Source organism: Oceaniferula spumae (genome assembly GCF_042849255.1).
GTDB classification, from domain to species: domain Bacteria; phylum Verrucomicrobiota; class Verrucomicrobiia; order Verrucomicrobiales; family Akkermansiaceae; genus Oceaniferula; species Oceaniferula spumae.
In genome coordinates, this window is the sequence record NZ_AP026866.1 from 4,273,261 (window position 1) to 4,295,088 (window position 21,828).

At 51.4% G+C, this 21,828-nt stretch carries 22 protein-coding genes; 9 read left to right on the plus strand and 13 right to left on the minus strand.

Features of this window, described 5'->3' with window-relative positions:
• Positions 1-372 (minus strand): hypothetical protein, encoded by a 372-nt coding sequence (locus ACSPJT_RS18185; RefSeq protein WP_435893986.1) that lies wholly within the window; start codon positions 370-372, stop codon positions 1-3.
• 86 nt (positions 373-458) lie between these two features.
• Here ACSPJT_RS18185 and ACSPJT_RS18190 point away from each other — a divergent pair, with 86 nt between their 5' ends.
• Positions 459-1,871, plus strand: a complete 1,413-nt coding sequence (locus ACSPJT_RS18190; RefSeq protein WP_435893987.1) for an AsmA family protein — start codon at positions 459-461, stop codon at positions 1,869-1,871.
• Between the two features lie 76 nt (positions 1,872-1,947).
• Here the strand turns inward: ACSPJT_RS18190 and ACSPJT_RS18195 are convergent, their stop codons facing one another.
• From ACSPJT_RS18195 to hemH, 8 genes are all read right to left on the minus strand, one after another.
• Positions 1,948-2,541, minus strand: coding sequence for an ACP phosphodiesterase (locus ACSPJT_RS18195; protein ID WP_435893988.1), 594 nt, complete (start codon positions 2,539-2,541; stop codon positions 1,948-1,950).
• 32 nt (positions 2,542-2,573) lie between these two features.
• A complete protein-coding gene (locus ACSPJT_RS18200) occupies positions 2,574-3,392 on the minus strand; it encodes an FAD:protein FMN transferase (protein WP_435893989.1) in 819 nt (272 codons plus the stop codon).
• A 7-nt stretch (positions 3,393-3,399) separates the two neighbouring features.
• A complete protein-coding gene (locus ACSPJT_RS18205; RefSeq protein ID WP_435893990.1) occupies positions 3,400-5,049 on the minus strand; it encodes a 4Fe-4S binding protein in 1,650 nt (549 codons plus the stop codon).
• 48 nt (positions 5,050-5,097) lie between these two features.
• A complete protein-coding gene (locus tag ACSPJT_RS18210) occupies positions 5,098-6,921 on the minus strand; it encodes an FAD-dependent oxidoreductase (RefSeq protein ID WP_435893991.1) in 1,824 nt (607 codons plus the stop codon).
• A 50-nt stretch (positions 6,922-6,971) separates the two neighbouring features.
• Positions 6,972-7,400 (minus strand): hypothetical protein, encoded by a 429-nt coding sequence (locus tag ACSPJT_RS18215; protein ID WP_435893992.1) that lies wholly within the window; start codon positions 7,398-7,400, stop codon positions 6,972-6,974.
• Positions 7,397-7,972: an RNA polymerase sigma factor gene (locus tag ACSPJT_RS18220; RefSeq protein WP_435893993.1), complete on the minus strand. Its 576-nt coding sequence runs from the start codon at positions 7,970-7,972 to the stop codon at positions 7,397-7,399. Before ACSPJT_RS18220 ends, ACSPJT_RS18215 begins: the two co-directional genes overlap by 4 nt.
• A gap of 8 nt (positions 7,973-7,980) precedes the next feature.
• The gene (locus ACSPJT_RS18225) at positions 7,981-8,589 is read right to left on the minus strand and encodes an OmpH family outer membrane protein (protein ID WP_435893994.1); all 609 of its coding nucleotides are present in this window, start codon (positions 8,587-8,589) and stop codon (positions 7,981-7,983) included.
• An 80-nt stretch (positions 8,590-8,669) separates the two neighbouring features.
• Entirely contained in the window at positions 8,670-9,695 is a 1,026-nt protein-coding gene (hemH, locus tag ACSPJT_RS18230; protein WP_435893995.1) for a ferrochelatase, read from the minus strand.
• A 110-nt stretch (positions 9,696-9,805) separates the two neighbouring features.
• Here hemH and queD point away from each other — a divergent pair, with 110 nt between their 5' ends.
• The 4 genes from queD (at position 9,806) to ACSPJT_RS18250 (ending at position 12,126) form a co-directional block, all read left to right on the plus strand.
• Complete coding sequence (gene queD / locus ACSPJT_RS18235; protein WP_435893996.1) at positions 9,806-10,171, plus strand: 6-carboxytetrahydropterin synthase QueD; 366 nt, start codon at positions 9,806-9,808, stop codon at positions 10,169-10,171.
• Positions 10,172-10,221: 50 nt separating this feature from the next.
• Positions 10,222-10,743, plus strand: coding sequence for a hypothetical protein (locus tag ACSPJT_RS18240; RefSeq protein ID WP_435893997.1), 522 nt, complete (start codon positions 10,222-10,224; stop codon positions 10,741-10,743).
• A gap of 212 nt (positions 10,744-10,955) precedes the next feature.
• The gene (locus tag ACSPJT_RS18245) at positions 10,956-11,402 is read left to right on the plus strand and encodes a MarR family winged helix-turn-helix transcriptional regulator (RefSeq protein WP_435893998.1); all 447 of its coding nucleotides are present in this window, start codon (positions 10,956-10,958) and stop codon (positions 11,400-11,402) included.
• 64 nt (positions 11,403-11,466) lie between these two features.
• Entirely contained in the window at positions 11,467-12,126 is a 660-nt protein-coding gene (locus ACSPJT_RS18250; protein ID WP_435893999.1) for a polyphenol oxidase family protein, read from the plus strand.
• Positions 12,127-12,272: 146 nt separating this feature from the next.
• Here the strand turns inward: ACSPJT_RS18250 and ACSPJT_RS18255 are convergent, their stop codons facing one another.
• Positions 12,273-12,908 (minus strand): HAD-IB family phosphatase, encoded by a 636-nt coding sequence (locus ACSPJT_RS18255; protein ID WP_435894000.1) that lies wholly within the window; start codon positions 12,906-12,908, stop codon positions 12,273-12,275.
• A gap of 18 nt (positions 12,909-12,926) precedes the next feature.
• Positions 12,927-13,385 (minus strand): phosphoribosyl-AMP cyclohydrolase, encoded by a 459-nt coding sequence (gene hisI / locus ACSPJT_RS18260; RefSeq protein WP_435894001.1) that lies wholly within the window; start codon positions 13,383-13,385, stop codon positions 12,927-12,929.
• A 163-nt stretch (positions 13,386-13,548) separates the two neighbouring features.
• Between hisI and ACSPJT_RS18265 the strand changes: the two genes are divergently transcribed.
• Genes ACSPJT_RS18265 through ACSPJT_RS18275 form a run of 3 tightly spaced genes read left to right on the plus strand, consistent with a single transcriptional unit; the run spans position 13,549 to position 16,850 of the window.
• A complete protein-coding gene (locus ACSPJT_RS18265; RefSeq protein WP_435894002.1) occupies positions 13,549-15,804 on the plus strand; it encodes a carboxy terminal-processing peptidase in 2,256 nt (751 codons plus the stop codon).
• A gap of 10 nt (positions 15,805-15,814) precedes the next feature.
• The gene (locus tag ACSPJT_RS18270) at positions 15,815-16,507 is read left to right on the plus strand and encodes a YggS family pyridoxal phosphate-dependent enzyme (protein WP_435894003.1); all 693 of its coding nucleotides are present in this window, start codon (positions 15,815-15,817) and stop codon (positions 16,505-16,507) included.
• Between the two features lie 43 nt (positions 16,508-16,550).
• Positions 16,551-16,850: a DUF971 domain-containing protein gene (locus ACSPJT_RS18275; protein ID WP_435894004.1), complete on the plus strand. Its 300-nt coding sequence runs from the start codon at positions 16,551-16,553 to the stop codon at positions 16,848-16,850.
• A gap of 25 nt (positions 16,851-16,875) precedes the next feature.
• On the opposite strand, the gene ACSPJT_RS18280 is transcribed toward ACSPJT_RS18275, so the two are convergent.
• Together ACSPJT_RS18280 and ACSPJT_RS18285 are read right to left on the minus strand one after the other, a co-directional pair.
• Positions 16,876-18,201, minus strand: a complete 1,326-nt coding sequence (locus ACSPJT_RS18280) for a sigma-54-dependent transcriptional regulator (protein ID WP_435894005.1) — start codon at positions 18,199-18,201, stop codon at positions 16,876-16,878.
• The gene (locus ACSPJT_RS18285) at positions 18,198-19,565 is read right to left on the minus strand and encodes an ATP-binding protein (protein ID WP_435894006.1); all 1,368 of its coding nucleotides are present in this window, start codon (positions 19,563-19,565) and stop codon (positions 18,198-18,200) included. Before ACSPJT_RS18285 ends, ACSPJT_RS18280 begins: the two co-directional genes overlap by 4 nt.
• A 111-nt stretch (positions 19,566-19,676) precedes the next feature.
• Between ACSPJT_RS18285 and ACSPJT_RS18290 the strand changes: the two genes are divergently transcribed.
• Entirely contained in the window at positions 19,677-21,797 is a 2,121-nt protein-coding gene (locus ACSPJT_RS18290; protein ID WP_435894007.1) for a TonB-dependent receptor, read from the plus strand.
• The last annotated feature ends 31 nt before the right edge of the window (positions 21,798-21,828 follow it).

The window sequence follows — 21,828 nt, forward strand, 5'->3', positions numbered from 1 at the left end:
CTAAATCGGAGGAGCCATATCATTCCGGTCTTTCTGCACCTCTTTCCAGCCAACTAACAGCTGCATCACACAGATGCCTAGCATACCGGCAATGAGGCGGGTTTTTGGCAGGTCAAAACTCTGAAACGATTCGTATTGATAAATGCGAACGATCGCTGAAATGACGCCGAGTAACGCGAAAATCACCCCGCCATAGAGCCCGTGGCGGTAGTGCTGCCGACCGAATGCTAAACAGATTAACAAAGCCCCTCCGAAGAAGACCGGCATGAGCATTTCAGCCGGATTTCCCTCCACTTCCATCTTTTCCCAACCGATGTAGCCGGCGAGTCCCAGGGCGATCAGGCAGATCGAGTTTAAAACGGTCAAAATCATGGCGCTAGTTATCACTAGGAAATCAAGTGATGCAAGACAATGATTAAGAGGTTGAGCCCAAGCGGAGCGCCACTATGATGCGACGCATGCAAAGTTCGCCGCCGCCACCATACCGCCCTACGCGCTCCCGAAGCCGGAGGCGTGCTCCCAAGGGAAAGAGCAAATTGCTCAAGGTGTTTATTGGATTTGTTGCTGTGTTTGTCCTGCTTCTGGTGGCAGCGTTGATCTATCTCAACACCCTCATCAGCGAGGACTCGTTGGAGGCTCAACTCGAGCGAGCAATCAACAGCGAGGTTGAAATCGGAGACGTTGATATTTCCCTGCTCGGTTACCCGACAAGACTGACGCTGTCCGACGTCGTGCTATCCCCTAAAGAAGGTGATGATCCTTCTTCGAGCGTGAAAATCGATACTTTGGAGCTCGACGTAGGTCTTTGGGAGTTGATGAAACATCATATCGATATTTCCAAGATCACGATCAAACGGGCCGAGATCACCTCCACCTATTTCGAAGATGGCAGTACCTCTTTGGGGGAAATGTTCAGGTCGCCCAAGAAGGATAAAAAACGTCGTGGGTCGTCAGGTTCGAGCGAAAGGGACGCTGATGAGGGAGGCTTCAATATCTTTGACCAAGAGGAATTCGTAGCATCGCTCGGCGGACTCGTGATCGAGGACTCGCGCGTCGATATCACGTTAGAGAAAACCGGACTCCGCATCCGCTGTGATGATGTGCATCTGGAGTTAAGCTCGATGAGGATCGATCCTAATAACTTGAAGGACACCAACACCGCCAAAGTGACGCTTAGTAGTATGGTGAAACTGCACTCGACCAAAGGCTGGCACTACGGTGACCTTGATGTGTCCGGGGACGCTACCGCGCGTATTTTTAATCCGGAAACCGGCAACACTGAACCTGATGTCGAGGGGCACATCGATCTGGCTGAATCTTCCTGGCTCAATACCCGCATCCCCGTGATCACCAGCGCCTGGCAGACTTTGTCTATTCTTGAAAAAGTAGGTATCAATGTAGCCAAGCTGCCTGAGAAAGCGACCTTCGGCAGAAGCGAGGCCGTGGCTGCGCATTATCATCTGGGTAAAATCACCGTGCGTGAACCACTTTCGATCTGGGTGGGGGACTGGGAGCTCGCTGCCATGGATGGTTCATGGCTACAGACGGAAACTGACCAGCACGAAATCAATGCGGAACTCTTGGCATCGGTGAAATCCAGTGAGAACTTCCTCAAGGTCATTAGAACTGTGGTCAAACTGGTGCCGGAAAAGGTAGCTGATTTGTTAGTCAAGGATGTGGAAGAGAAGCTCTTCCGAGATGATCGCTTGTTGGTAAAAGTTAGATCAACAGGCGATTTTTCAGATCCCAAAATCCGCCCCGTCGAAGGAGTCCCCGACTTATTTGAGGAGGCCAAAAAAGCAGGAACGGATGCCCTCAAAAACAAGGCAGAAGATCTTCTGCGAGGTTTGTTAGGCGGTGACGACGAATAGAGAATGACAGCGATACATCAACCGGGTAACGACTGGCTGGGGTGCATCGCGATGTCTCAACCGAAGGGGAATAGGTTCAGTGATTCCGCTTCCACTCCCGAACGAACTCCACAAGTTCAGGCATATATTTCAAAAAGTGATTTTCAAATTCTACATAGTGTAATTTGAAATCCTCAATGCCATCAGCAATCCTGCCTATGCGAGGGCTTCTTCTTGAGACGCGTTGTAGGGTCAGTTCGATGCCGTCGACGGTGGCGTAGGTCATTAACCAGTTTTCCGATTTCATCATCGGGTAGGCGGTAGCCAATCGGCCCGCTCGCCATTCCGGATGCAGTTCAAAAGCGTGATACACCTGCTGACAAAACTCTTCTAACGGGATCTTGCTGTAGTCGGCCCAATGTTTGCATAGGTAGTGATCAAAAAAGATATCCACGATGATCCCAGCGAACCTTCTGCGCTCCGGAGCCAATAAAGTTCGGCACTGCTTGAAAACAGGATGCGAGTCCGTGAAGCGATCCACAGCGCGATGCATGCGGATACCGCGAACCAACTCAGGAGGATAAATATCTGCCAGTTCTTTGATCGATCCACGCGTAAAGTCACCCAGTAGATTGCCGATGCGCGAAGCATCCGAGTCATCGGCTAACAGAAGGTGGGCGAGATAGTTCATCGTTACAGTGTGCAGAGAAATCTGTGGACACGTTAGGGCTTGGTTTCAGGAAGGGTAATCGCTTTGGTGTTTTCCGGAAGGACAAGTTTTGGATTGATGAAGAGGGCAGTGGCATAGGCATCGGCCGTGGCACAATCATTGGCGATGATACTAACTGACGAGGGTTTTGCCAGGTGTGGCTTTCCGGTGTTTGGTGCTATCAGGTGGCTGCTGATGAGCTTGTTTTCAATCTTGGCGACCTGCTGATAATTGCCCGATGTGGCAATGGCTTGGTTGCTAAGATAGACGGTCACACCCTCTCCTCCCGTGGGTGAGGGGATAAGCACCGGCCATGGCGTGCCGTCGTCCTGAGTCCCCGAGGCATAACATTCACCGCCAAGCTCGATGACGAAGTTGATCAGACCGTGCTCTCTAAGAGTTGCTGTGAGCAGGTCAATACAGTATCCCTTGGCCATGGCTGATAGATCATAATTATGTTTCTCGGTAGCTAGTAGTGGAGCAAAGCCGGCAGCCTGGGTTTGCCGCAGCAGGGTATGATCGAATGCACCCCTTGTTTCTGCTTTGAAATGCTCGGCAAGATTGATAGCCCTTTTCAGCTCGGTCGAGACTTCGGTGATCTGACCCGCATTGAGTCGAGAGATTTCTGAGTTCGCTCGCCAGTGACTGAGGATGTTCTCTTGCTCGCTCAGAATTCGATAAACAAGTGGGCGGTATTGTTCAGCATCTTCACAGCGTAAAGACCAGGTGGTCCCCATGGCATCGCCAGTGATGGTGCTGACTGTGGGCGTTCTGCTTTTTTGGAAAAGTAGAAAAGTCGCAGTGATCAGAACAATGATGCTGAGGGTTTTCATTGGATTGTTAGAAAAGGGTAAATGCCCATGCTGAGACGGCAAAAGCAGCGGCTGCGATGTCGCGTCTGAGCAGTTGGTTCTTGGGGCCTCCCGTTAAGCGAAGCAAGGCACCGGTCGGGCATGCATAGTGGCAATAAGGGGTTCTCACAAATGGAGCGCTGACGATACTGGCAATAAATAACAGAACAGGAACAGATACGATCAAGCCCGTCGACCAGGCGTCAAATGTTTCAAAAACGGAGAAGTCGCCAGTCCACTGAAGCAGGGCCAAAACCAAGATCATTAGCAACAGTATCCAGGGAACAAAAGTCAGTGTCTTATGCAACTTAGGTGGAACATGTAGTTTCTTTTTAGTGAGATCGAATAGTGTGTTTTGCAACGCACCATGAGCACAGAGTTGCTGACAGTAGACATTTTTTCCTGTTGCGAGAGGGATGATAATAGCCGCTGCTGTTAGGAGCACTAAAGCCGGATATGTCTGCCACGGCAGCCCATGACGAGCCCACCCGATAATCAGTCCTTGGGTGACCAATGTTCCCAAGTAAACGCCGCCGAGTAAGATGCAGAGAAATTGCAGGCCAAGTCGGACTTTTCGATTTCCCCGCCAGTGGGTAAGTCCGATGGCTACTCCCGCGAAAAGCCAGATACAAAGTAGAGTGTCGCGGAGTTGCCAGTGGAACTTAGGAGGTTCTGGAGAAACGGAAGCCCGCAACCAGCGTAATGTGCTGCGAAGCTGTGCGACGATGGCCGTAGCCGTGTAAGAGGCACCGGAAACTAACAGGGCTTCCGTGGCGGGTGTATTGTCTGCAAGAATGGCATCCACAGGTTGATTGTTGAACTGATCCGTGTATCGAAGTTCCTCTTGGTTGTCTGCAACGTAAGTGGTGTTGTCGCGCGATGCCAGCAGTGTGAACCCCAGCAGCGTTTGTTGGTCGGCTGAAAGCGCAATCAACAGCGCGGATGGTCCTTGGAACCCCCGCGCCTGATCTGGGCAATCAGTGGATAGCATGAGCCTGCCTAGGGTGTTGTTAGATGGGTCGATAGCCATATAGGTTTTGCCGTCAGGGAGCACTTTCGCAGTGCTGGGGAAGTATCGTCTTGCAAGCTCAGGCGTGACATTGCCGGAGAACCAAGGCTCGACTTCTTTGCCTGTCAAACGTGCCCTGATGCCCTTGGCAATGGCTTCAGTGGTGAGCGTTGCCCCTGAGGTAGTCACAGGTTTGGCTGGCAGTGTTGCAGGAGATCTGCCGGTGAATTGACTCCAGAAATTGGCATCGATTTTGGCGACGTGGGATGAAGTGTCTGCAGTGTCGAGAATCCGAAAACCGATAATTTTATGTTCAGGCGAGAGTGCTACCAATGTGTTCGTGGGGCCGCTATAACCGATGATCTGGTTTGACGCCGGCGACGTTTTTAACAAGTAGCCAAGTATTTGATGGTCGGAACTCAGCACCGGTGTGGCGTCCAGATTACCGCCAGGTTTTCCGAGAGAGGCCGCATTAGGAAACCATTCGGTGACACCTGAAACCGACAGCTGTAAGGTGTTTGTCTGACGAGTCTCGTTTTGATAGGCAATCACCCCGATGCATGCAAAGACGGACGCAATGGTGAGCGCGCGTAAAGCCAGGGTGGATATCCTTTTAAAAGGGGAAGTCATGAATAGTTTCACCAGCAATCATGACCAGACCTCCGAGAGGGGTGAAGCCTATTGTTTGAGCGATTTAACCGCAGCTTCCGGGGATTCAAAACGCGCCTTGCCTTCAAGCCTCCAGGCGGCTTTGAGAGTTTCAAGGTGATCCGCGTAGAGTTCACGTGGAGAGGCATCCAGAGCCGATCCCAAAGCTGCGGCCCGCCCGACAGCCACGCCCATCATACCGATGGTTTTCATGACCCGAATCGTTCCCAGTGCTTCACGAGTCACGGAAATGTTGCGCCCGGCCATGAAGAGGTTGGGGATATTCTTGGAATAGAAACAGCGGTAAGGAATGGGATAGCCGACCTTGCGGTCCACGGAGTGACGATGGATGTCTTTTGAAATGAATGGATTCTCGGGGTTGTATTTAGTGTAGATCGGATGAGGGACGTGAAGATCAATCGACCATGTGGTCAGCACGCAGCCGTCAGGGAATTCCTTTTTGGCTTCGATGTCTTTGTCTGAAAGCACCACGTCACCTAACAGCTGAAGCGTTTCGCGAGTGCCCCCTATGTAAGCCAGCCACGTCATTTTGGCGTGGGTGTGTTTCTTGGGCTCACCGGTAGTCCGGTTTTTATATGCGCCGTGATTCTTGATAGCATTCCAAGCGGAGTAAGAAGCGAGTAAATTGTTATCGCGGGTCTTCTCGAGTTCATCAATGGGGTGGTTATCGAAGCCACCTTCCCAGAACCATTGAGCGTGGTGATGGCGAGGGTAGGGGAATTGCTTTTCTGTGAGTGGGAGCATCCATTTTTCGTCTGGAAAACTGACCGGCTTATCCGTGGTTTTCCAAGTCCACATGTTAGACATCCCCATCCTGCCTTTTTCTGCCATGACATAAGCGGCCTTTGCCCAGAGACCTATGAAGCCATGACCGGTGCAATCGACATAATATTTCCCTTTGAAACGCTTCGGCTCGGCGGTGTTGACATCGAAGACTTTGACTTCATCGATCTCGTCACCTTTCATGGTTACTCCGTAAGCGTGGTGGGAGAGAAAGAGATCGATATTTTTCTCGGCCATGACGACCTTGAGCTTTTTATCGTCCACAAACTGCTCCTTGGTGGCAGGTGATGCTTTTGCCTTATCCTCGATTTCGCGAATGATATCGGAGAATTTGTATTCCGATGGAGGAAGATTGCCCATCGCCCAGACTTGGATTTCTGACGAGCCGTTTCCACCGAGCACAGGCCGATTCTGGATGAGCGCAACTTTTGCGCCCATTCGCGATGCGGAAATTGCAGCACCGAGTCCGCCGTAGCCGCCTCCGATCACTACCAGATCGTAGTCATCTTTCAGCACAGGCGTTTCTGGATGATTGAGCAACTTGGCCCGCCATGCCGCCATGGGTGTTGAGTCATTTGGCGGGGTGAATCCTTCTTCGTTAGAAAAAATAATCGCATCCACTCTGCCATCGAAGCCGGTGAGATCATGCAGCTGGATTGTATTGGCGCCCTTCTTGATTTCAGTTGAGCCAGCGGGTTGCCAGGACCAAGAGGCATCGGCATTTCCCAGTGTCTCGTCGGATTGCTTGCCGTTGACAGAAACGTTGAACGTGCCTGCCGCACCTTCGCGTTTAAGAGCCTTGGTCCAGTTCTTGGTGCGGACCCAAACTTTGAAGGTTCCAGCTTCTTCCGATTGAAAAGTAGTCGATGCATCGGCCACCGGTGTGCCAAGTCCATGAGCCAGGAGATAGGGCGACCCCATGGATTCAATAAACTGAGTGTCCGTTTTCCAGCCGCCTTTGTTTTGAAATGTTTCTGCTTCAACAAGGATTTCACCAGCGTGAAGTACTGGGGCGAGTGAGAGCAATGCGGCGAGCCATGAAAATTTCATGTTCTCTAATACAGGGAATCTCTGATTTTTTGTCAACAAGAAGCAAATACTTACAAGGACTCATCGAAGGTGTCCGTGATCGCCATGCTGGTCTGGGGGAGACGCATATGGATGACCTTATAATCACCTTTCCACGTGAATGTGTCATGGGTGCGACTGAATTTCAGGCTAGGGTTGTAGACGATTTTGGCTAGCTCCTCGAGAGAGATGCTTTTGGATTCTATCGAGCCATCGACGGCAATATCAATCTGCACTTGATCAGATGGCGTCACGAGGTCGCTGGAGTCAGCAGCAACATTTCGAGAAGATGCATCCTCAGGCGGATCAGTTTTTTGCCAGGCAAGAGCCAGCACCACGACTGCAAGTAGAACACTTGTCATCGCGAGAGTAGCGCGGTTTCTCTTCCGTTGAGCTTTTCTTTTCCGAACTGCGCCAAGTGTGTTTTCTAAGATTTCATGTTCAACAGATTTGCGGTTCATTGTGCTGTCCTTTCTTGTTGGTGACTCAGCTCGTTTTTTAATTTTTTACGCAGCCGACCTAATTTTGATTCGATGGCTTTGGTGGTGGTTTGTCCGCGTTCGGCGAGTTCTTTTGTGCTCCAGCCTTCCACGTATTTGAGTTGTATTAAATCGGCATCTTCGGGTGGTAGGAATGCAAGCATCCCTTGGATCGCCTCGTGGTTGTCTAACCGACGTTCTGCGGAATGATCATTTCGAAGCTCTTGCCACAGCGTGAACTTCTCCATCAACAAGGACCGGCGATTGATTTGGCGCGTATGATCAACGATCACGCAGCGCATCAGGCATCTGAGCCAGTTTTTAAATTCAGAGTCACACTCGAAAGGCTTCACATGTCGCACAGCCCGAAGACAAGTGAGCTGCACGATCTCAGCCGCATCTCCATCATTCGGTGCACGTAGCAGTGCTTGAGCATAGAGCCAGTTAAAATACTCAGCATGAAAGGCGCGCCATGCACTCTCGTCACAGCGAGCCATACCCGTAGTCATGGCAAGGCATGATACCGGCTGGTCTAGAGTTTGTGAGGAGGGCATCGGTTTTGCTATGGCTCAATAGATGCTGGCGCGTCTGCGTTGAGCTGGGTGAGTACAGGGATTGTAATATCCGTCGCGTCTTTGCTGTAGAGTAAAAAGGGCACTTGGTTGGCGCTGAGACCGGAACGGTCGAGCACGAGGTCGAAATTTTCTTTTTTGGAATAGGCGACAATACGCAGCCTGATCTCTTCAAGGATGCCTTTCATGCTGGCCTGCTTCTTCAACTCAAGGGCTCGAGTGCGGCGACCAAGAAATTCCCTGCGTTCGCGGTCCATGGCTTTGGCTTCGTCTAGTTTCAATTGAAATTCACGAGACTTTTCACGCTTCACTTTATCAGCAAGAGTCGGGTCTTCGATTTTTTTCTTCAAGCCCTGTAAAGTCATTTCAAGCGCCTTGATGCCAGACTGGCGTTCATTGTTCTCCTTCTGGATACGAGCGAACTCCGTGCTGAACTGCTGCTGTTCTTTACCAGTCATATGGTATTCTTTGAAAAGCTTCTGCATATCCACGGTGGCAACTTTAAGGCGTGGGTTTTCATCTGCTGCTAGCTGAGGTGCAGCAAGGAAAAGGCCAAAGGCTAGGAGGAGGGGACGGCGGATGGAATTGGTTAGTTTCATGATGTTGGTGACTTCATGAATACAAACGCATCTCATCCGTGTGACCCCTCGCTGAGGTGGCGATTTTTTTTCTCAGCGAATTATTCGAGGCTTTGTTGCCACTTACTAATTCTGTTAGCGAGGAAAGCAATCCAGCTAGGGTGTGCATTCATGCAGGGCACGAGGGTCAATGACTCTCCACCAGTCGAGGTGAATTCTTCCACCCCGCGCATACCGATCTCTTCAAGAGTTTCCAAACAATCGGAAACAAAGGCCGGGCACATGACTTTGATTTTTTTCACTCCTTCTTTGCCGAAACGTTTCAGCTCGAAATCTGTGTAAGGCCCCAGCCATGGATCACGCAGGAGGCGCGATTGGAAAGAGACCGCAGTCTTCTCTTTGTCGATCCCGCTCTTTTCAATGAACGCTTTCGTCGTAGCCAAGCATTGGTGGCGGTAACATGTGGCGTGGCAAGGGTGGGGGGTGTCGCAGCAGTCGGCGCGTGTTAGGCAGTGGGCGTGCGACGGGTCTGTTTTCTGAACATGCCGCTCTGGGATGCCGTGGTAGCTGAACAGAAGTAAATCATCGTCATCTTCGAGATGCGGCTTGGCGCTGTCGACGAGAGCCTGAATGTAGTCGTCGTCCTGATAGAAAGGCTGCAGAAGATTGGTTTTCATGCCTGGCGACTGTTTGTTGATCTCATCCATGGTTTGCACCACTGCGGTTTCGTAGCTCGACATCGCATAGTGCGGGTAAAGCGGCATGATAAACAGATCGGTCACACCGTCTGCGACTATCTGGCGGATGATGTCCGGTGTCGATGGGTTGCCATAGCGCATGGCGAGATAAACAGGAGTCTCCACCTGTTCGGAGACCAGTTTTTGCTGCTCCTTGCTGGTGACGATCAGTGGAGAGCCCTCATCCGTCCAGACCTCAGAGTAAGCTTCGGCAGATTCCGCAGGACGTTTGGGTAAGATGAAAAACTTGAGAATCAGTGAGCGTTTCCACGCAGGGATATCGAGAACCCGATCGTCGGTTAGAAATTCTTCGAGATACTTGCGCACGTCGGGGATAGAAGTGCTGTCGGGCGATCCGAGATTGAGAAGTAGGGCAGCTGCTTTGGGCATAGGTCAAATTAGTTTGAGCGCGAACCATAACGATGAATCAGAATATGTCCATCACTGTGCAGGATATGATATGAAATTGACAATTCATGGGCAGTAGGCGATTCGCAGGTATGCGCGCGCGATTGACCAAGGACTTCAACTTCGAAGCAGCCCACCACTTACCCAGTCTGCCTGAGGGGCACAAGTGCATTCAAATGCACGGGCATAGCTTTAAAGTTGAGATCAGTATTGAGGGCGAGGTCGATCCCAAGATCGGTTGGATTTACGATCACAAATGTATTTCAGACGCCATGAAACCGTTGCTCGATCAGCTCGATCACGCTGTGCTCAATGACGTCGAAGGCTTGGAAAGTCCTACCATCGAAGTGATGTGCGCCTGGTTCTGGCGGAAACTCGAGGCCGATCTGCCCGGACTCGCTGAAATCACCATCTTCGAGACACCCACTGCCCGATGCTCGTTCAGAGGTGAGTTCTAGGCTCTGAATTTCTGGGTTTACTGTCGCCCTGCTTGTGGCTGAATGGGGGCATGAAATTGGCTCACCTGAGACTCATCGTCGTCGGATGCTTGACGGCTCTTCTTCTTCCTTCTTGTGGTTTATTTAAGAAGAAAGAGAAACCGGTGCTCAGAACTCCGAATATCAGGCTGTCGGGTCGGGTGCAGACGGTGAACAAGGATTCAAAGTTCGTTTTAATCCGCCGCTACGGTCCATGGAAAGTGGATGAGGGTGAGATCGTGGAGTCACGAGGGGAAAACCGCACCGCGAATCTGGCCCCAACTGGTGAAAAACTGGGGGAACATGTCGCAGCGGACATCCGTAGTGGCGAGGTGGAGGTGGGCGATGCCGTCTACATCCGCCGCGTGGTAAAAAAGGACAAACCACAAACTCCAGCCGCAACCACCAAGCCGCAACCCGCAGCGACGGCGACCACCCCACCGGTGAATTCTCCAGCTGCTACCCCGGCTCCGCCTGTGGCGCCCGCTCCTGTCATCCCACCGGCACCTCCGGCGGAACCCGAATTACCTGCCGAGCCGGAAGACCAGCTTTAGCTCTTATTTAAGATAGTTTCGCATGAGCGGCTGATTTAGTCCTCAAATCGCTTTGTTTAAGTGATATGTATAAAAAATGTGTTAGTTAACGCGTTTTATTTGTAAGTTTATTTAAAAAAAGGGCTTGCGTGAGGTTGATAGTTTGTGTATTCCTGACTTCGCAACTGTGTTCACATTGGTCGAAAATAAACAACTAATGTACACAAATGAAAATGAAAACTAGTCCCTCCACCACTAGCCCGATTGATACGGACCGTCTTGCAGACTTCGTGTTGTTCACGCAACGCTCCTGCATACTCAACCTGTCCAGCGAATTGAGCCGCGGAAACATCTCGTTTCCTCAGTTCTTCTTGCTGGCCTATCTTTCCAGCGAAGATTATCTGACCATGTCGGATATCGCGAAAAAGATGGGGCACTCCACAGCAGCCGCCACCGGCCTTGTGGATCGCCTTGAAAAGTTGAGCTATGTTGAGCGCGTGCACGCCGCTGAAGATCGCCGCAAGATCATGGTTCGCATTACCCAAAAGGGAACCGAGCTAGTGGCTCGTATGCGCCGCGAAATCGCTACAAACCTCTCAGACGTCATGTCCGAGATGGATGAAGAAGAAGCTGATACCGTGGATCATGCGAATCGTGCCCTCTCGGGCCGATCACTGTAAAGAACTAGGTCGGGCCTCTCCGGAGGCTTGGCAATCCAGGGCGCTTGCGTTATGCCTCACGGCGATGACGCAAGCGCCTTTTTATTTGGAGAAAATCAACCGTCTGCCCGGAGTCCGCGCGGATTTCATCGGGCGCATCCCTGGAGTACCCGTGGATACCGATCGCGAAGCCACGGTGGAACGCCTCCAGCCCGCTCACCAGACTGCTGTAGAAAACCTCGGTTTCACATGGTCGCAGCTTCATTTGGCCGAGCAAATCCACAGCGCAGACATTGCCGTCGTTGGAAAAGGGGATACCGCCAGAACTTGGCCAGAAGTGGATGGATTGATCACAGATCAGAAGGGCCTCATGCTGGGAATCTACGTCGCCGACTGCGGAGCCGTTTACATCGTGGATCCGGTGAAGAACGTCATCGCGCTGCTGCACTCTGGTAAAAAAGGAACCGAAGGAAATATCACCGGCAAAGCGATCCGAATCATGCAGCAGAAATTCGACAGCAATCCGGCAGATCTCATCGTCGCCCTGGCACCCTGCATCCGACCACCAGCCTACGAAGTTGACTTCGCCGCCGAGATCCACCGTCAAGTCTTGGCCGCCGGAGTCCCTGAATCACAATTCACCGATTGCCAAATCTGCACCACCTCGGATCTGGAAAAATACTATAGTTACCGGGTGGAAAAAGGAAACACCGGCCGAATGTTGGCGCTGTTAGCCCAAAAGTAGGACAGCTTTTCAAGCTGTCGGCAACCCGAGGAATAATCAGCCCCAGCAAAATGAGTTCACAAAGTTTGTCGGCGAGTTGAAAACTGCCGCCTCTTGCACACGCCATCCCCAAAGAGGAGTGTCACTCCACCACTTCGAGCGATAACTTAACCCAGCAGAGGAATAATTTCCTCAAGCGATGCAACACACTGCTCAGCCTCGTGCACCACTTTGTCACGTGCTGCGTAGCGGGTGAAGCCGATGAATGCATCTGCTTCGTTGCGTGTTTCAAGGTCTGAAATGCCATCACCTACCATGACCACGCGCTCGGGATTGAGCTCCTTTTTGAGCATGGCGATGACTTCGGGTTTGCCACCATTGCGAGTGGGGGCGGCATCTGTGTCGAAACCGGCATATGACCCGTCGGCGTTGAATTTCAGTGGCACGGCCTCGATGCGTTCGATCCCCAAATAGGCGGCGAGAGGCTCGATGACCTGGGTGAAGCCACCCGAAACGATGATGGGCTCCCAGCCATTGGCGCGTAGTTTGTCAATTGTGGCCTTGGCTGTGGGTTCTATTTCATCGAGGCAGAGCTGGCCGACTTGGCCGACAAAATCCCTCGACGGCTGAATGAGGTCGAGACGACGACCGAACACTTCATTGATCGGCACCAGCCCGTCCATTGCGGCATTGGTCAGGCGCTCTATTTCTTCAAAAACCTTCTCTCCTTGGAGGCGAGCGAGTTCGTCGATGCCTTCGATCGCGGTCAGCGTCGAGTCACAGTCAAAAATGATGAGTTTCACGAAATGGGAAAAGTAGGTTTACTTGCCGTAGACAGCGTTGGGATCAAATGTCAGATCAGTCTCGGTGAAACTGAGCGCTGTCGGGTCGGTTCCTTTTTCCAGATCAACCACGCGATAGAAACAGGTGCTGCGGCCGGTGTGGCAGGCACCCGCACCTTGTTGATCGACATAGAGAATAATCGCATCCTGATCACAGTCGGTTCTGATTTCCTTCACCTTCTGCACGTGGCCGGAGGTAGCTCCCTTGTGCCAGATTTCCTTGCGGCTGCGGGAGTAGTAGACGGCTTCACCCAGTTCGAGCGTCATTTTCAATGATTCGGCGTTCATGTAGGCCAACATCAGAGGTTCTTTGCTCTCTGCGTCCATTGCGACAGCGGGGATCAGACCGTCAGAGTCGAATTTAGGAGCGAACACAGGATTTTCCTCGAGCGCTTTTTTGTCCTCGCGGGAACCGAAGGTGATAGCAGCGTTTTGCATAGGCGCGGTGTATCACTTCTGCCCGTTCTGTCGAGTCTCTGTCTTTGTCATTTCTTCAAATCTGGCTGGAAAATCAGGGAAATGGATAGACAAACCGGCATTTAGGGGCGAGGCTGCGGCACGTTCTGATTGATTCAGATCGTATAATACCGAACGCATATTTATGAAGAAACATTCCCTTCTCAAAGTTCTCTCCTGTGGCTTATTGCTCAGCCTGACCAGTGTTTCCTGTGTCGGGGCGAAAACCGATTTCAACGAGGTCGGTAAGCAGATGCTCATCATGCTCAGAAATAGCCACTACGAGCGTTATGACTTTGATGCCAAGCTGGGGGAACGTTTTTTTGATTCCTACATTGATTCTCTGGATGCGAGTAAGCAGTTCTTCCTCGCTGACGATATCGCCAAATTCCGTCTCAAGTATGGCAAAAATATGCACCAACTGCTCCTCGAAGGGAAATCCATGGAGGCCGCGAGCGAAATCCACGCACTCTATCGTGTGCGAGCCAACGCCCGCATTAAATTTGCCCAGGAGTTGTTGAAAAATGAGGACCAATTCACGTTCGACGGCCATCGCACCATCATGCGCGACCGTAAGGAAGCCCTGTGGCCCGCCACCGAGGAAGAGGCCAACCAAATCTGGCGTGATCAAGTGGAGCAGGCACTTCTCAGTGAAGTGCTACGCCGCGAGACCATCGCCGAGCTTGCGAAAAAACAAGGCAAGGATGATCCGCTGAACGATAAGAACACTCCCGGTGAAAAAATCGCTCTGCGTTTCGAACGAATCTTGCACGGTATTAACTCCTCCACACCCGAGGAAGTCGCAGACAGCTTTCTGAGTGCCGTGGCCAAGAGCTATGATCCTCACACTGACTATTTCAGCATGTCTGAAATGGAACGCTTCATGTCCGGCATGCAAAATGCCTTGGTCGGTATCGGAGCCATGCTTCAGGCCGAAGACGATGGTGCCACCAAGATCACAGGCATCGTAGTCGGTGGCCCAGCTGACAAAGGGGGAGAACTCAAACTCAACGACCGCATCGTAGGTGTCGATACCCTCAACGTTGGAACCGATGAAGCCATGGTGGATATCATGTTCGAAAAACTCGACCGCGTGGTTGACCTGATCCGAGGCAAGGAGGGCACAGAGGTCCGCCTCAAAGTCGAGCCCGCCGCCGCAGCTCCTGGTGAGATCAAGTTCATCGTGATCAAACGTGGCAAAGTCGAGCTCAAGGATGAGCTGGCCAAAGCCGAGGTGATTCACATGACCCGTCCAGACGGTAGCGTGCATCGCTTGGGCTGGATTTCGCTCCCTGCATTCTACGCCGATTTCAAAAGCTGGGAAACCCGCTGTTCGGTCGATGTTCAGAAACTCGTCGACCGCTTGAAAAAGGAAAATATCGAAGGCCTGATTCTTGACCTTCGCGGAAACGGAGGCGGCTCGCTTGAAGAGGTCCGTCGGATGACAGGTTTCTTCACCGGTCGCGGTCCAGTGGTGCAGGTGAAGAACACCCTCGGTCGTATCGAGGTGAAGGATTCTTCCAATCCCAAACCCATTTACGATGGCCCAATGGTATGCCTCATCGATAAAACGAGTGCATCAGCCAGTGAGATTCTCGCCGGTGCTCTTCAGGACTACAACCGTGCCGTCATCGTAGGGGATAGCTCCACCTTCGGCAAAGGTACTGTTCAGCAGCCGATGGAAATCCGCAAGATGATGCCTTTCATGGTCGATGCCCGCCGCGCAGGCGTTCTTAAGCCTACCATTCAGAAGTTCTACCGCGTAGCCGGCAGCACTACCCAGCTCAAAGGTGTCGAGTCTGACATCGTTCTTCCTTCGCTGATGGACGCCTACGAAATCGGGGAGAAATTCCTCGATCACGCAATGCCTCACGACAACATCCGCCGCGCTCCAGGTTTCCGCGAGTTGAACAGAGGAAACCTTTTCCTACCTGTGATCAGCGAGAAAAGTGCAGCACGTGTCAAATCATCCAGTGATTTCAAATACATCGCCGAAGATGCCAAGCGCCTGATCGAGCGCCGTGAGGAAAACCGTATTTCGTTGAACAAAGCCGAGCGCAAAAAAGAACTCGCAGAAAGCGATCAGCGCTCCACCGAACGGAATGCCGAACGACGTATCCGCTTTGGAAAAATGGCTGAAAAGGATAAGAAAACTCTGCGTTTCTTCCGCCTCAACCTCGAGGATATCAAACGCGAGGAGTTGGAGGAAATTGATCGTGCCAAGGACAAGGAGAGCTACATGCGTCACGCCAAGGACGGCGTAGCCGACCTCGATGATACCCCGGAATGGCCAAGCTCACTGGACCCAGTGAAACGTGAGGGCATCAAGATCCTCTCCGATTTGGTTGAAGTTACCGAACGTGCCCGCATGGCCGGCGCTCTCCAGAACAACAACGGCTAATTGCGCTGACATGATGGCAGATGTGATCGCCGACAATCTGTTGGAAGTAAGACAGCGGGTACAACAAGCAGCCGAAAAGTCGGGTCGCAGTGCATCCGACTGTGAGTTGCTCGTTGTTTCCAAAACTTGGCCGGCCGAAAATGTCGCCCAAGTTGCCGCTGCCGGACAATTGAGCTTCGGGGAAAACAAGGTACAGGAGGCTGAGGGAAAAATCCCATCTCTACCAAGTCATCTCCACTGGCATCTGATCGGTCACCTGCAACGCAATAAAGTGCGAAAGGCTCTGCCGCTTTTCGACACCATCCACAGCATCGATTCTCTCAAACTCGCTCGTTATACCTCGAACATCGCCGTCGAGTTAGATCTCAAACCCCAAGTTTACCTGCAAGTGAACTTGGCAGGGGAACAGAGCAAAGACGGCTATGATCTAGAATCACTGCATGCGGATTTTGAACAATTGTTAGAACTCCAAGGTATTCAAATCCAAGGCCTGATGTGTATACCTCCAGTAGCAGCCACGCCTGAGGACGCGCGCCCATGGTTTGCCCAGTTACGCAATCTCCGCGATCATCTGGAGTCCCAAGGTGGCCAGTCTCTCCCCGGTCTCAGCATGGGCATGAGCGGCGACTACGAAGTGGCAATCGAAGAAGGTTCAACCATCGTTCGAGTCGGCTCCGCCATCTTTGGAAAAAGGTATGCATAGACTCTCCAAATTCCTGATTTACAATTCTTAATTCCTAATTGGGATGTCCTCCATTACTCTAACAAACCACGCTGTCATCGGCAATGAACTCGCGCTCTCATGGGGTGACGGCCGTGAGAACTTTATCACGCTGGAAAAACTCCGCCAGCAATGTCCCTGCGCTTTATGTCAGGGAGAACCAGATGCTCTTGGCCGAGTCGTAAAACCCTCCGTGATTCATACGGAGAGAAGTTTCCAGCTACTGAGCCTGACCCAGGTAGGTGGCTATGCCCTCCAGCTCAAATGGGCAGACGGCCACAGCTCCGGTATCTATACTTTTGATTTACTGCGGAGCTTATCCTAAGACGGTGAGTTGGTTGCCGTTGACCTTAGTCGATGCCACTTAATTTTTTTCTTAGTGTCGATCGATTCATCTGAAGTGTTTTTGCCAGATGAGATGGCTTGTGATCAAAGCGTTCCATAAGAATGTTCAATAGGATGCCTTCGAGTTTGTTGTGAAGTTCCTTGTAGGTGGGCTGAGGCTCAGAGGCATCAAGTTTTTGCGATACCCAGCTTGTTAGGGCTGAATCCAAAGAGTCTTTGGGCGCATGGGGGAGTTGATTGAAAAAGTGAGCAGGGAGGTGGTGGGGATAGAGGACTTTAGAGTCGGTATGAGTGAGGAGTAGGTAGCTGATCAAGTTCCGTAGCTCGTGGAGATTGCCTGGCCAGGGATACTGCTGAAGAGTTGTGATGAGCTCAGGAGAGAGTTGGCGCGTATGGGAGGAATCAAGTTCGCCTAGGAAATAAGAGATTAGCGCGGGAATGTCGTCGGACCTTTCCCTGAGTGGAGGGAGTCGGATTTCGAGAACTTGCAGGCGATAGTAAAGATCTGGGAGGAGACGATTGGCAAGGGAGTGCTGGTGAAGTCCTTCGTCATCGACGGTGACGAGCAGACGCGGTGCCTGATCTTGGAGGTTATCAAGAATGACCAAGAGCTGTTGTTGGCAGAGAGGGGATAAGTGGGTCAGATTTTTTAGCAGTAGTGTGGATTTAGGATTTTGAATGAGATGTGTTGTTAGGTCTTCAGGTTTGGTTTGAGCTGTGGCAATAAAAGTTGAGTTTTGGTGTGGTGTGGTGTTGGCTTGGATAAGCTTGGCAACATGGCTTTTCCCCGTTCCTATTTCACCACGCAGGACGACCGGGTCAGTGGTGGTGCAGGCTTGGGCTATGTGCTGAAACACCGGGCGCATATTTGCAGAAGCGCCGATCAATGGTGGTGTGGATATCTCATCTTGCTTGCCGGCGGGTGTTTGGCGTGAGGATTTTGAAGAAGTGTTGTCCTGACTGTATTCTGTTAGGAACTTTTCCAGAGACTCAAAATTGATCGGTTTGTTGAAGAAGTGAGTGGCTCCTAACTTACGGGCAGCGATGGCCGTTTCGATATCACCGTGAGCACTAATCACTGCAATGTGAGTCTCGGCAGGGATCTCTTGTTTTTTGAGTAGATCCAGACCATTTCCGTCGGGTAGCCCGATGTCCAGCAGGACGACATCGAATGCCGCGGCACCGGCGGAATTTTGTTGGCTGAGAGCCTGACGCGCCCTGGCAAGAGTAGGAACCGCAACGGGATGGAGATAGCAACGCTCGGCGAGTGCCGAGATCGCGATACTGAGAGAACGGTTGTCCTCGATAATCAGCAGAGATTTTTGCTTCATGAGAGAGAGGTCGTTGGGGTGGCATGTTTTGGAATTCGTCCAGTGACAAGGGCTCCTCCTTGGTCTGAATTTCGTGCCTCTACGTCACCGCCGTGAGCCATGACAACCTCTTTGACCAGAGTGAGTCCGAGCCCCATTCCTCCTTCACGTTCAGAGTAGAAGGCTTCACCAAAATGGCTGAGTGCCTCATCGCTGAATCCCGATCCCTGATCGTGAACAGAGAACGTCAGATCGGTCGGATTTTCAGTTAGAGTGACAGTGATCCGGCCTCCTTCAGGCATGGCATGAATGCTGTTAGATAGTAGGTTGCGGAAGACGAGCTCTATGCGATGGGCATCGCACTGGAAAAAGAGTTCGTCGGGGAAGTTCGTGATGACGCTGACCGCGTGGAAGTCAAAGAGCGGCTGGAGTTTTTTCAGGAGCTGCTCGAGAATAGCGACGAGATCATTGCTGCTATGTTGTGTCCCCTCAGGTTTGGCAACAAAGAGCCATTGATCGACAAGAGAGACAATTTGTTCGCCCTCCTCTTGAATGAGCGAGCCGATGGGATTGTCATGTTGTTGTTCGAGCGCCTGACCGTGCATGATGATACTGGCGGCCGGGTTTTTTATTTCGTGTGCCAACGAAGTAGTGAGCTGACCAAGCATGGCAAGGCGTTCAGCACGTTCGCGTTTTTGTTGTTCATCGATGAGTCGTTGGCGGCTTGAGACAAGTTCGCGAGTGAGGATGCCAATTTCATCTCGTTGTTCGAGGAGAGAGGAAGGGAGAGTGAGGGCTTCGTCACCCGGGGTGTTCCGGATTGCTTTTACGAGTTTTTCCAAGGGGTTTACAGCACTGCGCGAGATGATAAATGCTGCACCGAGAGCGAAAACCAGACTGCTTAATAAAGTAGGAGTCAGATTGGATGTTTCAAAGAGGCTCCAGCGCGGAATCGATTCGAGTGCGATGATGGCCTCTTGAGGAGAGTCGGAAATAGTGAATGCTACAGCTTGATAACCATCGTCCTCTAGCGCTTGCCCAGGTGTCTCAAGTGTTTCAAAGGCGAGTTTTTGTTGTGATTCGTTCAGAGGGATGGAGGATGTGAGTCCACTCCGTGAATGAGAGAAAAGGATGGTGACTCCCGTTGTCGTGGAGAGATCTTTGGCGAGGCGCCCAGTGCGCGGGAGAGAGATTCTTTGAAAGAGTTGTGCATTGGATGAACCAATGGATTTCAGACGGTTTCGATGGTGTTCTTTTTCAACCTGACGAGCGTTATAGAGAGAAAAAAAAACAGTGATGAGTGTGAGAATCACTAAAGGGAAAATCAGCCGACGAAAAAGCCCGCCCCGACTGTATGGGTATCGATCAGCCTCTAATGCGGTCATGAACACTTTTTATACATGATTTATGGACAAAACCTATCCAAAATAAGGGTTTTGGACAAAAAATGCCTTATGGCTTTGCTTAATTAGGCACTTATTGAAAATAAATCAGCCATGGTTATTTCAAAAATAGCAAAAAACAAATCACGTCAATCGAGGAGGTATCCAGCCTGCTTGTTAGTCATGTTAGGAGGGCTGTCGGCCCTCACCGCCGAGGAACTGCCGGAGACCGTCATTTCCGCCAGTAAAACCGAGGAGCCACTCAAGGACACTCCTTACAGTGTGTCGATTCTCGGAGAAGATGATCTCATCAATCATTCAGTTCGAACGCTTCCTGAAGCACTGCGCAATGTGCCCGGTGTTTTCATCCAGAAGACATCCTACGGTCATGGTTCTCCCTACATCCGTGGTTTTACAGGTCGACAAAATCTGTTGCTGGTAGACGGTGTTAGAATTAATAATTCCACTTTCCGCGGCGGGCCTGTGCAGTACTGGAATACAGTCGATAGTAGTGCCATCGAGCGTCTGGAGTTGGTGAAAGGGCCTGGATCCGTGCTGTATGGATCAGATGCCATCGGGGGAACGTTAAACACGATCACCAAATCATCGAACTTCCGTGACCAATCAGACGGTTGGTTTAATGAGAACTCCATTTTCTATCGCTATGATACCAACAGCCGAAGCAATATCGGTCGACTCGAAAGTGCATTTGGCATGGGTGGAAAATGGGGTATCCTGTTAGGGGCGTCATTGAAGGATTTTGGGGACATCAAAGATTCCGCTGTGGGCCGTATGAAAAACACGGGCTATGACGAGCAGGACTTTGATTTCCGCTTGGATTTCGCCCTTTCAGATACCACCACACTCACCCTGGCGCATCATCGGATCGATCAGGATGATGTTTGGCGCTGGCACTCTACTGTGTTTAACCCCGGCTGGACACACGGAGACCATGTGGCTTCGCCCGGTAGCTTCAATGCACGTATCTACGACCAAGAACGCACGCTTTCCTACCTGAAACTTGAAGGTGAAGAGACTGATAGCTGGCTTAAAAAATGGTCGGCTACTTTGTCCTATCAGACTTCACAAGACTCCGAATACCAAGACCGCTCACCCACGGATATTCGGAATAGCAATATTGATCTTCGTACGTGGGGCTTGGCGGTCAACTTGGAGTCTGACCTTGGACCGGGTTCCCTCGTTTACGGTTTCGATTTCTATCATGATGAAGTCGATTCCACAGGCTCTCGCACCAATCGCGATCCTCGCGCACAGCGTCCACTGGCCGATGATGCTACCTACGATTTGTTAGGTCTCTACGGGCAGTATCGTTGGCAGCCATTGGCCTCTGATAAACTGGAACTGACATTGGGTGCTCGATATACTTATGCCGATGCGCACTTAGGTAAAATCTATGACTCCAGTCTTGATAGAGATATCAGTTCGGACGCCGACTGGGATAACATCGTATTCAGCGGCCGTGCTCTTTACCGTGCCAACGATTGCTGGAATATTTTCGCTGGAGTTTCCCAAGGGTTCCGTGCGCCTAACCTCAATGACCTCAGTGGTAACACAACCTCTCGTTCAGGTCTGACCTCGCTGGGTTCGCTGGATGTCGAGCCAGAGGAGTTTATCACTTACGAAATAGGAACCCGCTTCGTTGGCAATACTGTTAGCTTCGGCGCTGCTGTTTACTACACGGACATCGATAGCATCATTACCGGCGTGCCTATCACCGATGGTAGCAGCACCAATGTCACGACTAACGGTCAGGATGGTGAAGTTTACGGAATCGAGGTCGACGGTAGCTGGGAGTTTGCCCCTCAATGGCGTCTATCAGCACAGGCATCCTGGCAGGACGGTCAGTCGGATACTCTAACGTTTATCGGCGGACCTGGAAATGAAGATTATATCTCTCGCATTGCTCCTCTGATGGGATCGGTTTCCCTGCGCTGGACTGCACCTAGCGAGAAATTCTGGATCGAAGGCCGAGTCACGGCTGCATCGGAAGCCGACCACCTCTCACAAGGTGATCAGGGCGATACCCAGCGCATTCCTACTGGGGGAACTCCTTCATACGTGATCGGTTCCCTCTACGCAGGTTGGCAAGCTACGGATAATCTGCAGCTCAACATTGGGTTAGAAAACCTCACTGATGAGGACTACCGGATTCACGGTTCTGGTCAGAATGAACCCGGCTTCAACTGCATCATGGGTGCAAAACTGACGTTCTAGCAGGTATCGATTTCAAAAGCTGGTCCGACAC

What these genes read in the sequence shown, in the direction of transcription:
- ACSPJT_RS18240 (WP_435893997.1), top strand. Translation starts at nt 10,222, where the DNA reads ATGAAATTGGCTCACCTGAGACTCATCGTCGTCGGATGCTTGACGGCT.
- hisI (WP_435894001.1), bottom strand. Translation starts at nt 13,385, where the DNA reads ATGCAAAACGCTGCTATCACCTTCGGTTCCCGCGAGGACAAAAAAGCG.
- ACSPJT_RS18220 (WP_435893993.1), bottom strand. Translation starts at nt 7,972, where the DNA reads ATGCCCTCCTCACAAACTCTAGACCAGCCGGTATCATGCCTTGCCATG.
- ACSPJT_RS18250 (WP_435893999.1), top strand. Translation starts at nt 11,467, where the DNA reads ATGACGCAAGCGCCTTTTTATTTGGAGAAAATCAACCGTCTGCCCGGA.
- ACSPJT_RS18200 (WP_435893989.1), bottom strand. Translation starts at nt 3,392, where the DNA reads ATGAAAACCCTCAGCATCATTGTTCTGATCACTGCGACTTTTCTACTT.
- ACSPJT_RS18270 (WP_435894003.1), top strand. Translation starts at nt 15,815, where the DNA reads ATGATGGCAGATGTGATCGCCGACAATCTGTTGGAAGTAAGACAGCGG.
- ACSPJT_RS18195 (WP_435893988.1), bottom strand. Translation starts at nt 2,541, where the DNA reads ATGAACTATCTCGCCCACCTTCTGTTAGCCGATGACTCGGATGCTTCG.
- ACSPJT_RS18285 (WP_435894006.1), bottom strand. Translation starts at nt 19,565, where the DNA reads ATGACCGCATTAGAGGCTGATCGATACCCATACAGTCGGGGCGGGCTT.
- ACSPJT_RS18225 (WP_435893994.1), bottom strand. Translation starts at nt 8,589, where the DNA reads ATGAAACTAACCAATTCCATCCGCCGTCCCCTCCTCCTAGCCTTTGGC.
- queD (WP_435893996.1), top strand. Translation starts at nt 9,806, where the DNA reads ATGCGCGCGCGATTGACCAAGGACTTCAACTTCGAAGCAGCCCACCAC.
- ACSPJT_RS18280 (WP_435894005.1), bottom strand. Translation starts at nt 18,201, where the DNA reads ATGAAGCAAAAATCTCTGCTGATTATCGAGGACAACCGTTCTCTCAGT.
- ACSPJT_RS18215 (WP_435893992.1), bottom strand. Translation starts at nt 7,400, where the DNA reads ATGAACCGCAAATCTGTTGAACATGAAATCTTAGAAAACACACTTGGC.
- ACSPJT_RS18265 (WP_435894002.1), top strand. Translation starts at nt 13,549, where the DNA reads ATGAAGAAACATTCCCTTCTCAAAGTTCTCTCCTGTGGCTTATTGCTC.
- hemH (WP_435893995.1), bottom strand. Translation starts at nt 9,695, where the DNA reads ATGCCCAAAGCAGCTGCCCTACTTCTCAATCTCGGATCGCCCGACAGC.
- ACSPJT_RS18290 (WP_435894007.1), top strand. Translation starts at nt 19,677, where the DNA reads ATGGTTATTTCAAAAATAGCAAAAAACAAATCACGTCAATCGAGGAGG.
- ACSPJT_RS18190 (WP_435893987.1), top strand. Translation starts at nt 459, where the DNA reads ATGCAAAGTTCGCCGCCGCCACCATACCGCCCTACGCGCTCCCGAAGC.
- ACSPJT_RS18205 (WP_435893990.1), bottom strand. Translation starts at nt 5,049, where the DNA reads ATGACTTCCCCTTTTAAAAGGATATCCACCCTGGCTTTACGCGCGCTC.
- ACSPJT_RS18245 (WP_435893998.1), top strand. Translation starts at nt 10,956, where the DNA reads ATGAAAACTAGTCCCTCCACCACTAGCCCGATTGATACGGACCGTCTT.
- ACSPJT_RS18185 (WP_435893986.1), bottom strand. Translation starts at nt 372, where the DNA reads ATGATTTTGACCGTTTTAAACTCGATCTGCCTGATCGCCCTGGGACTC.
- ACSPJT_RS18275 (WP_435894004.1), top strand. Translation starts at nt 16,551, where the DNA reads ATGTCCTCCATTACTCTAACAAACCACGCTGTCATCGGCAATGAACTC.
- ACSPJT_RS18210 (WP_435893991.1), bottom strand. Translation starts at nt 6,921, where the DNA reads ATGAAATTTTCATGGCTCGCCGCATTGCTCTCACTCGCCCCAGTACTT.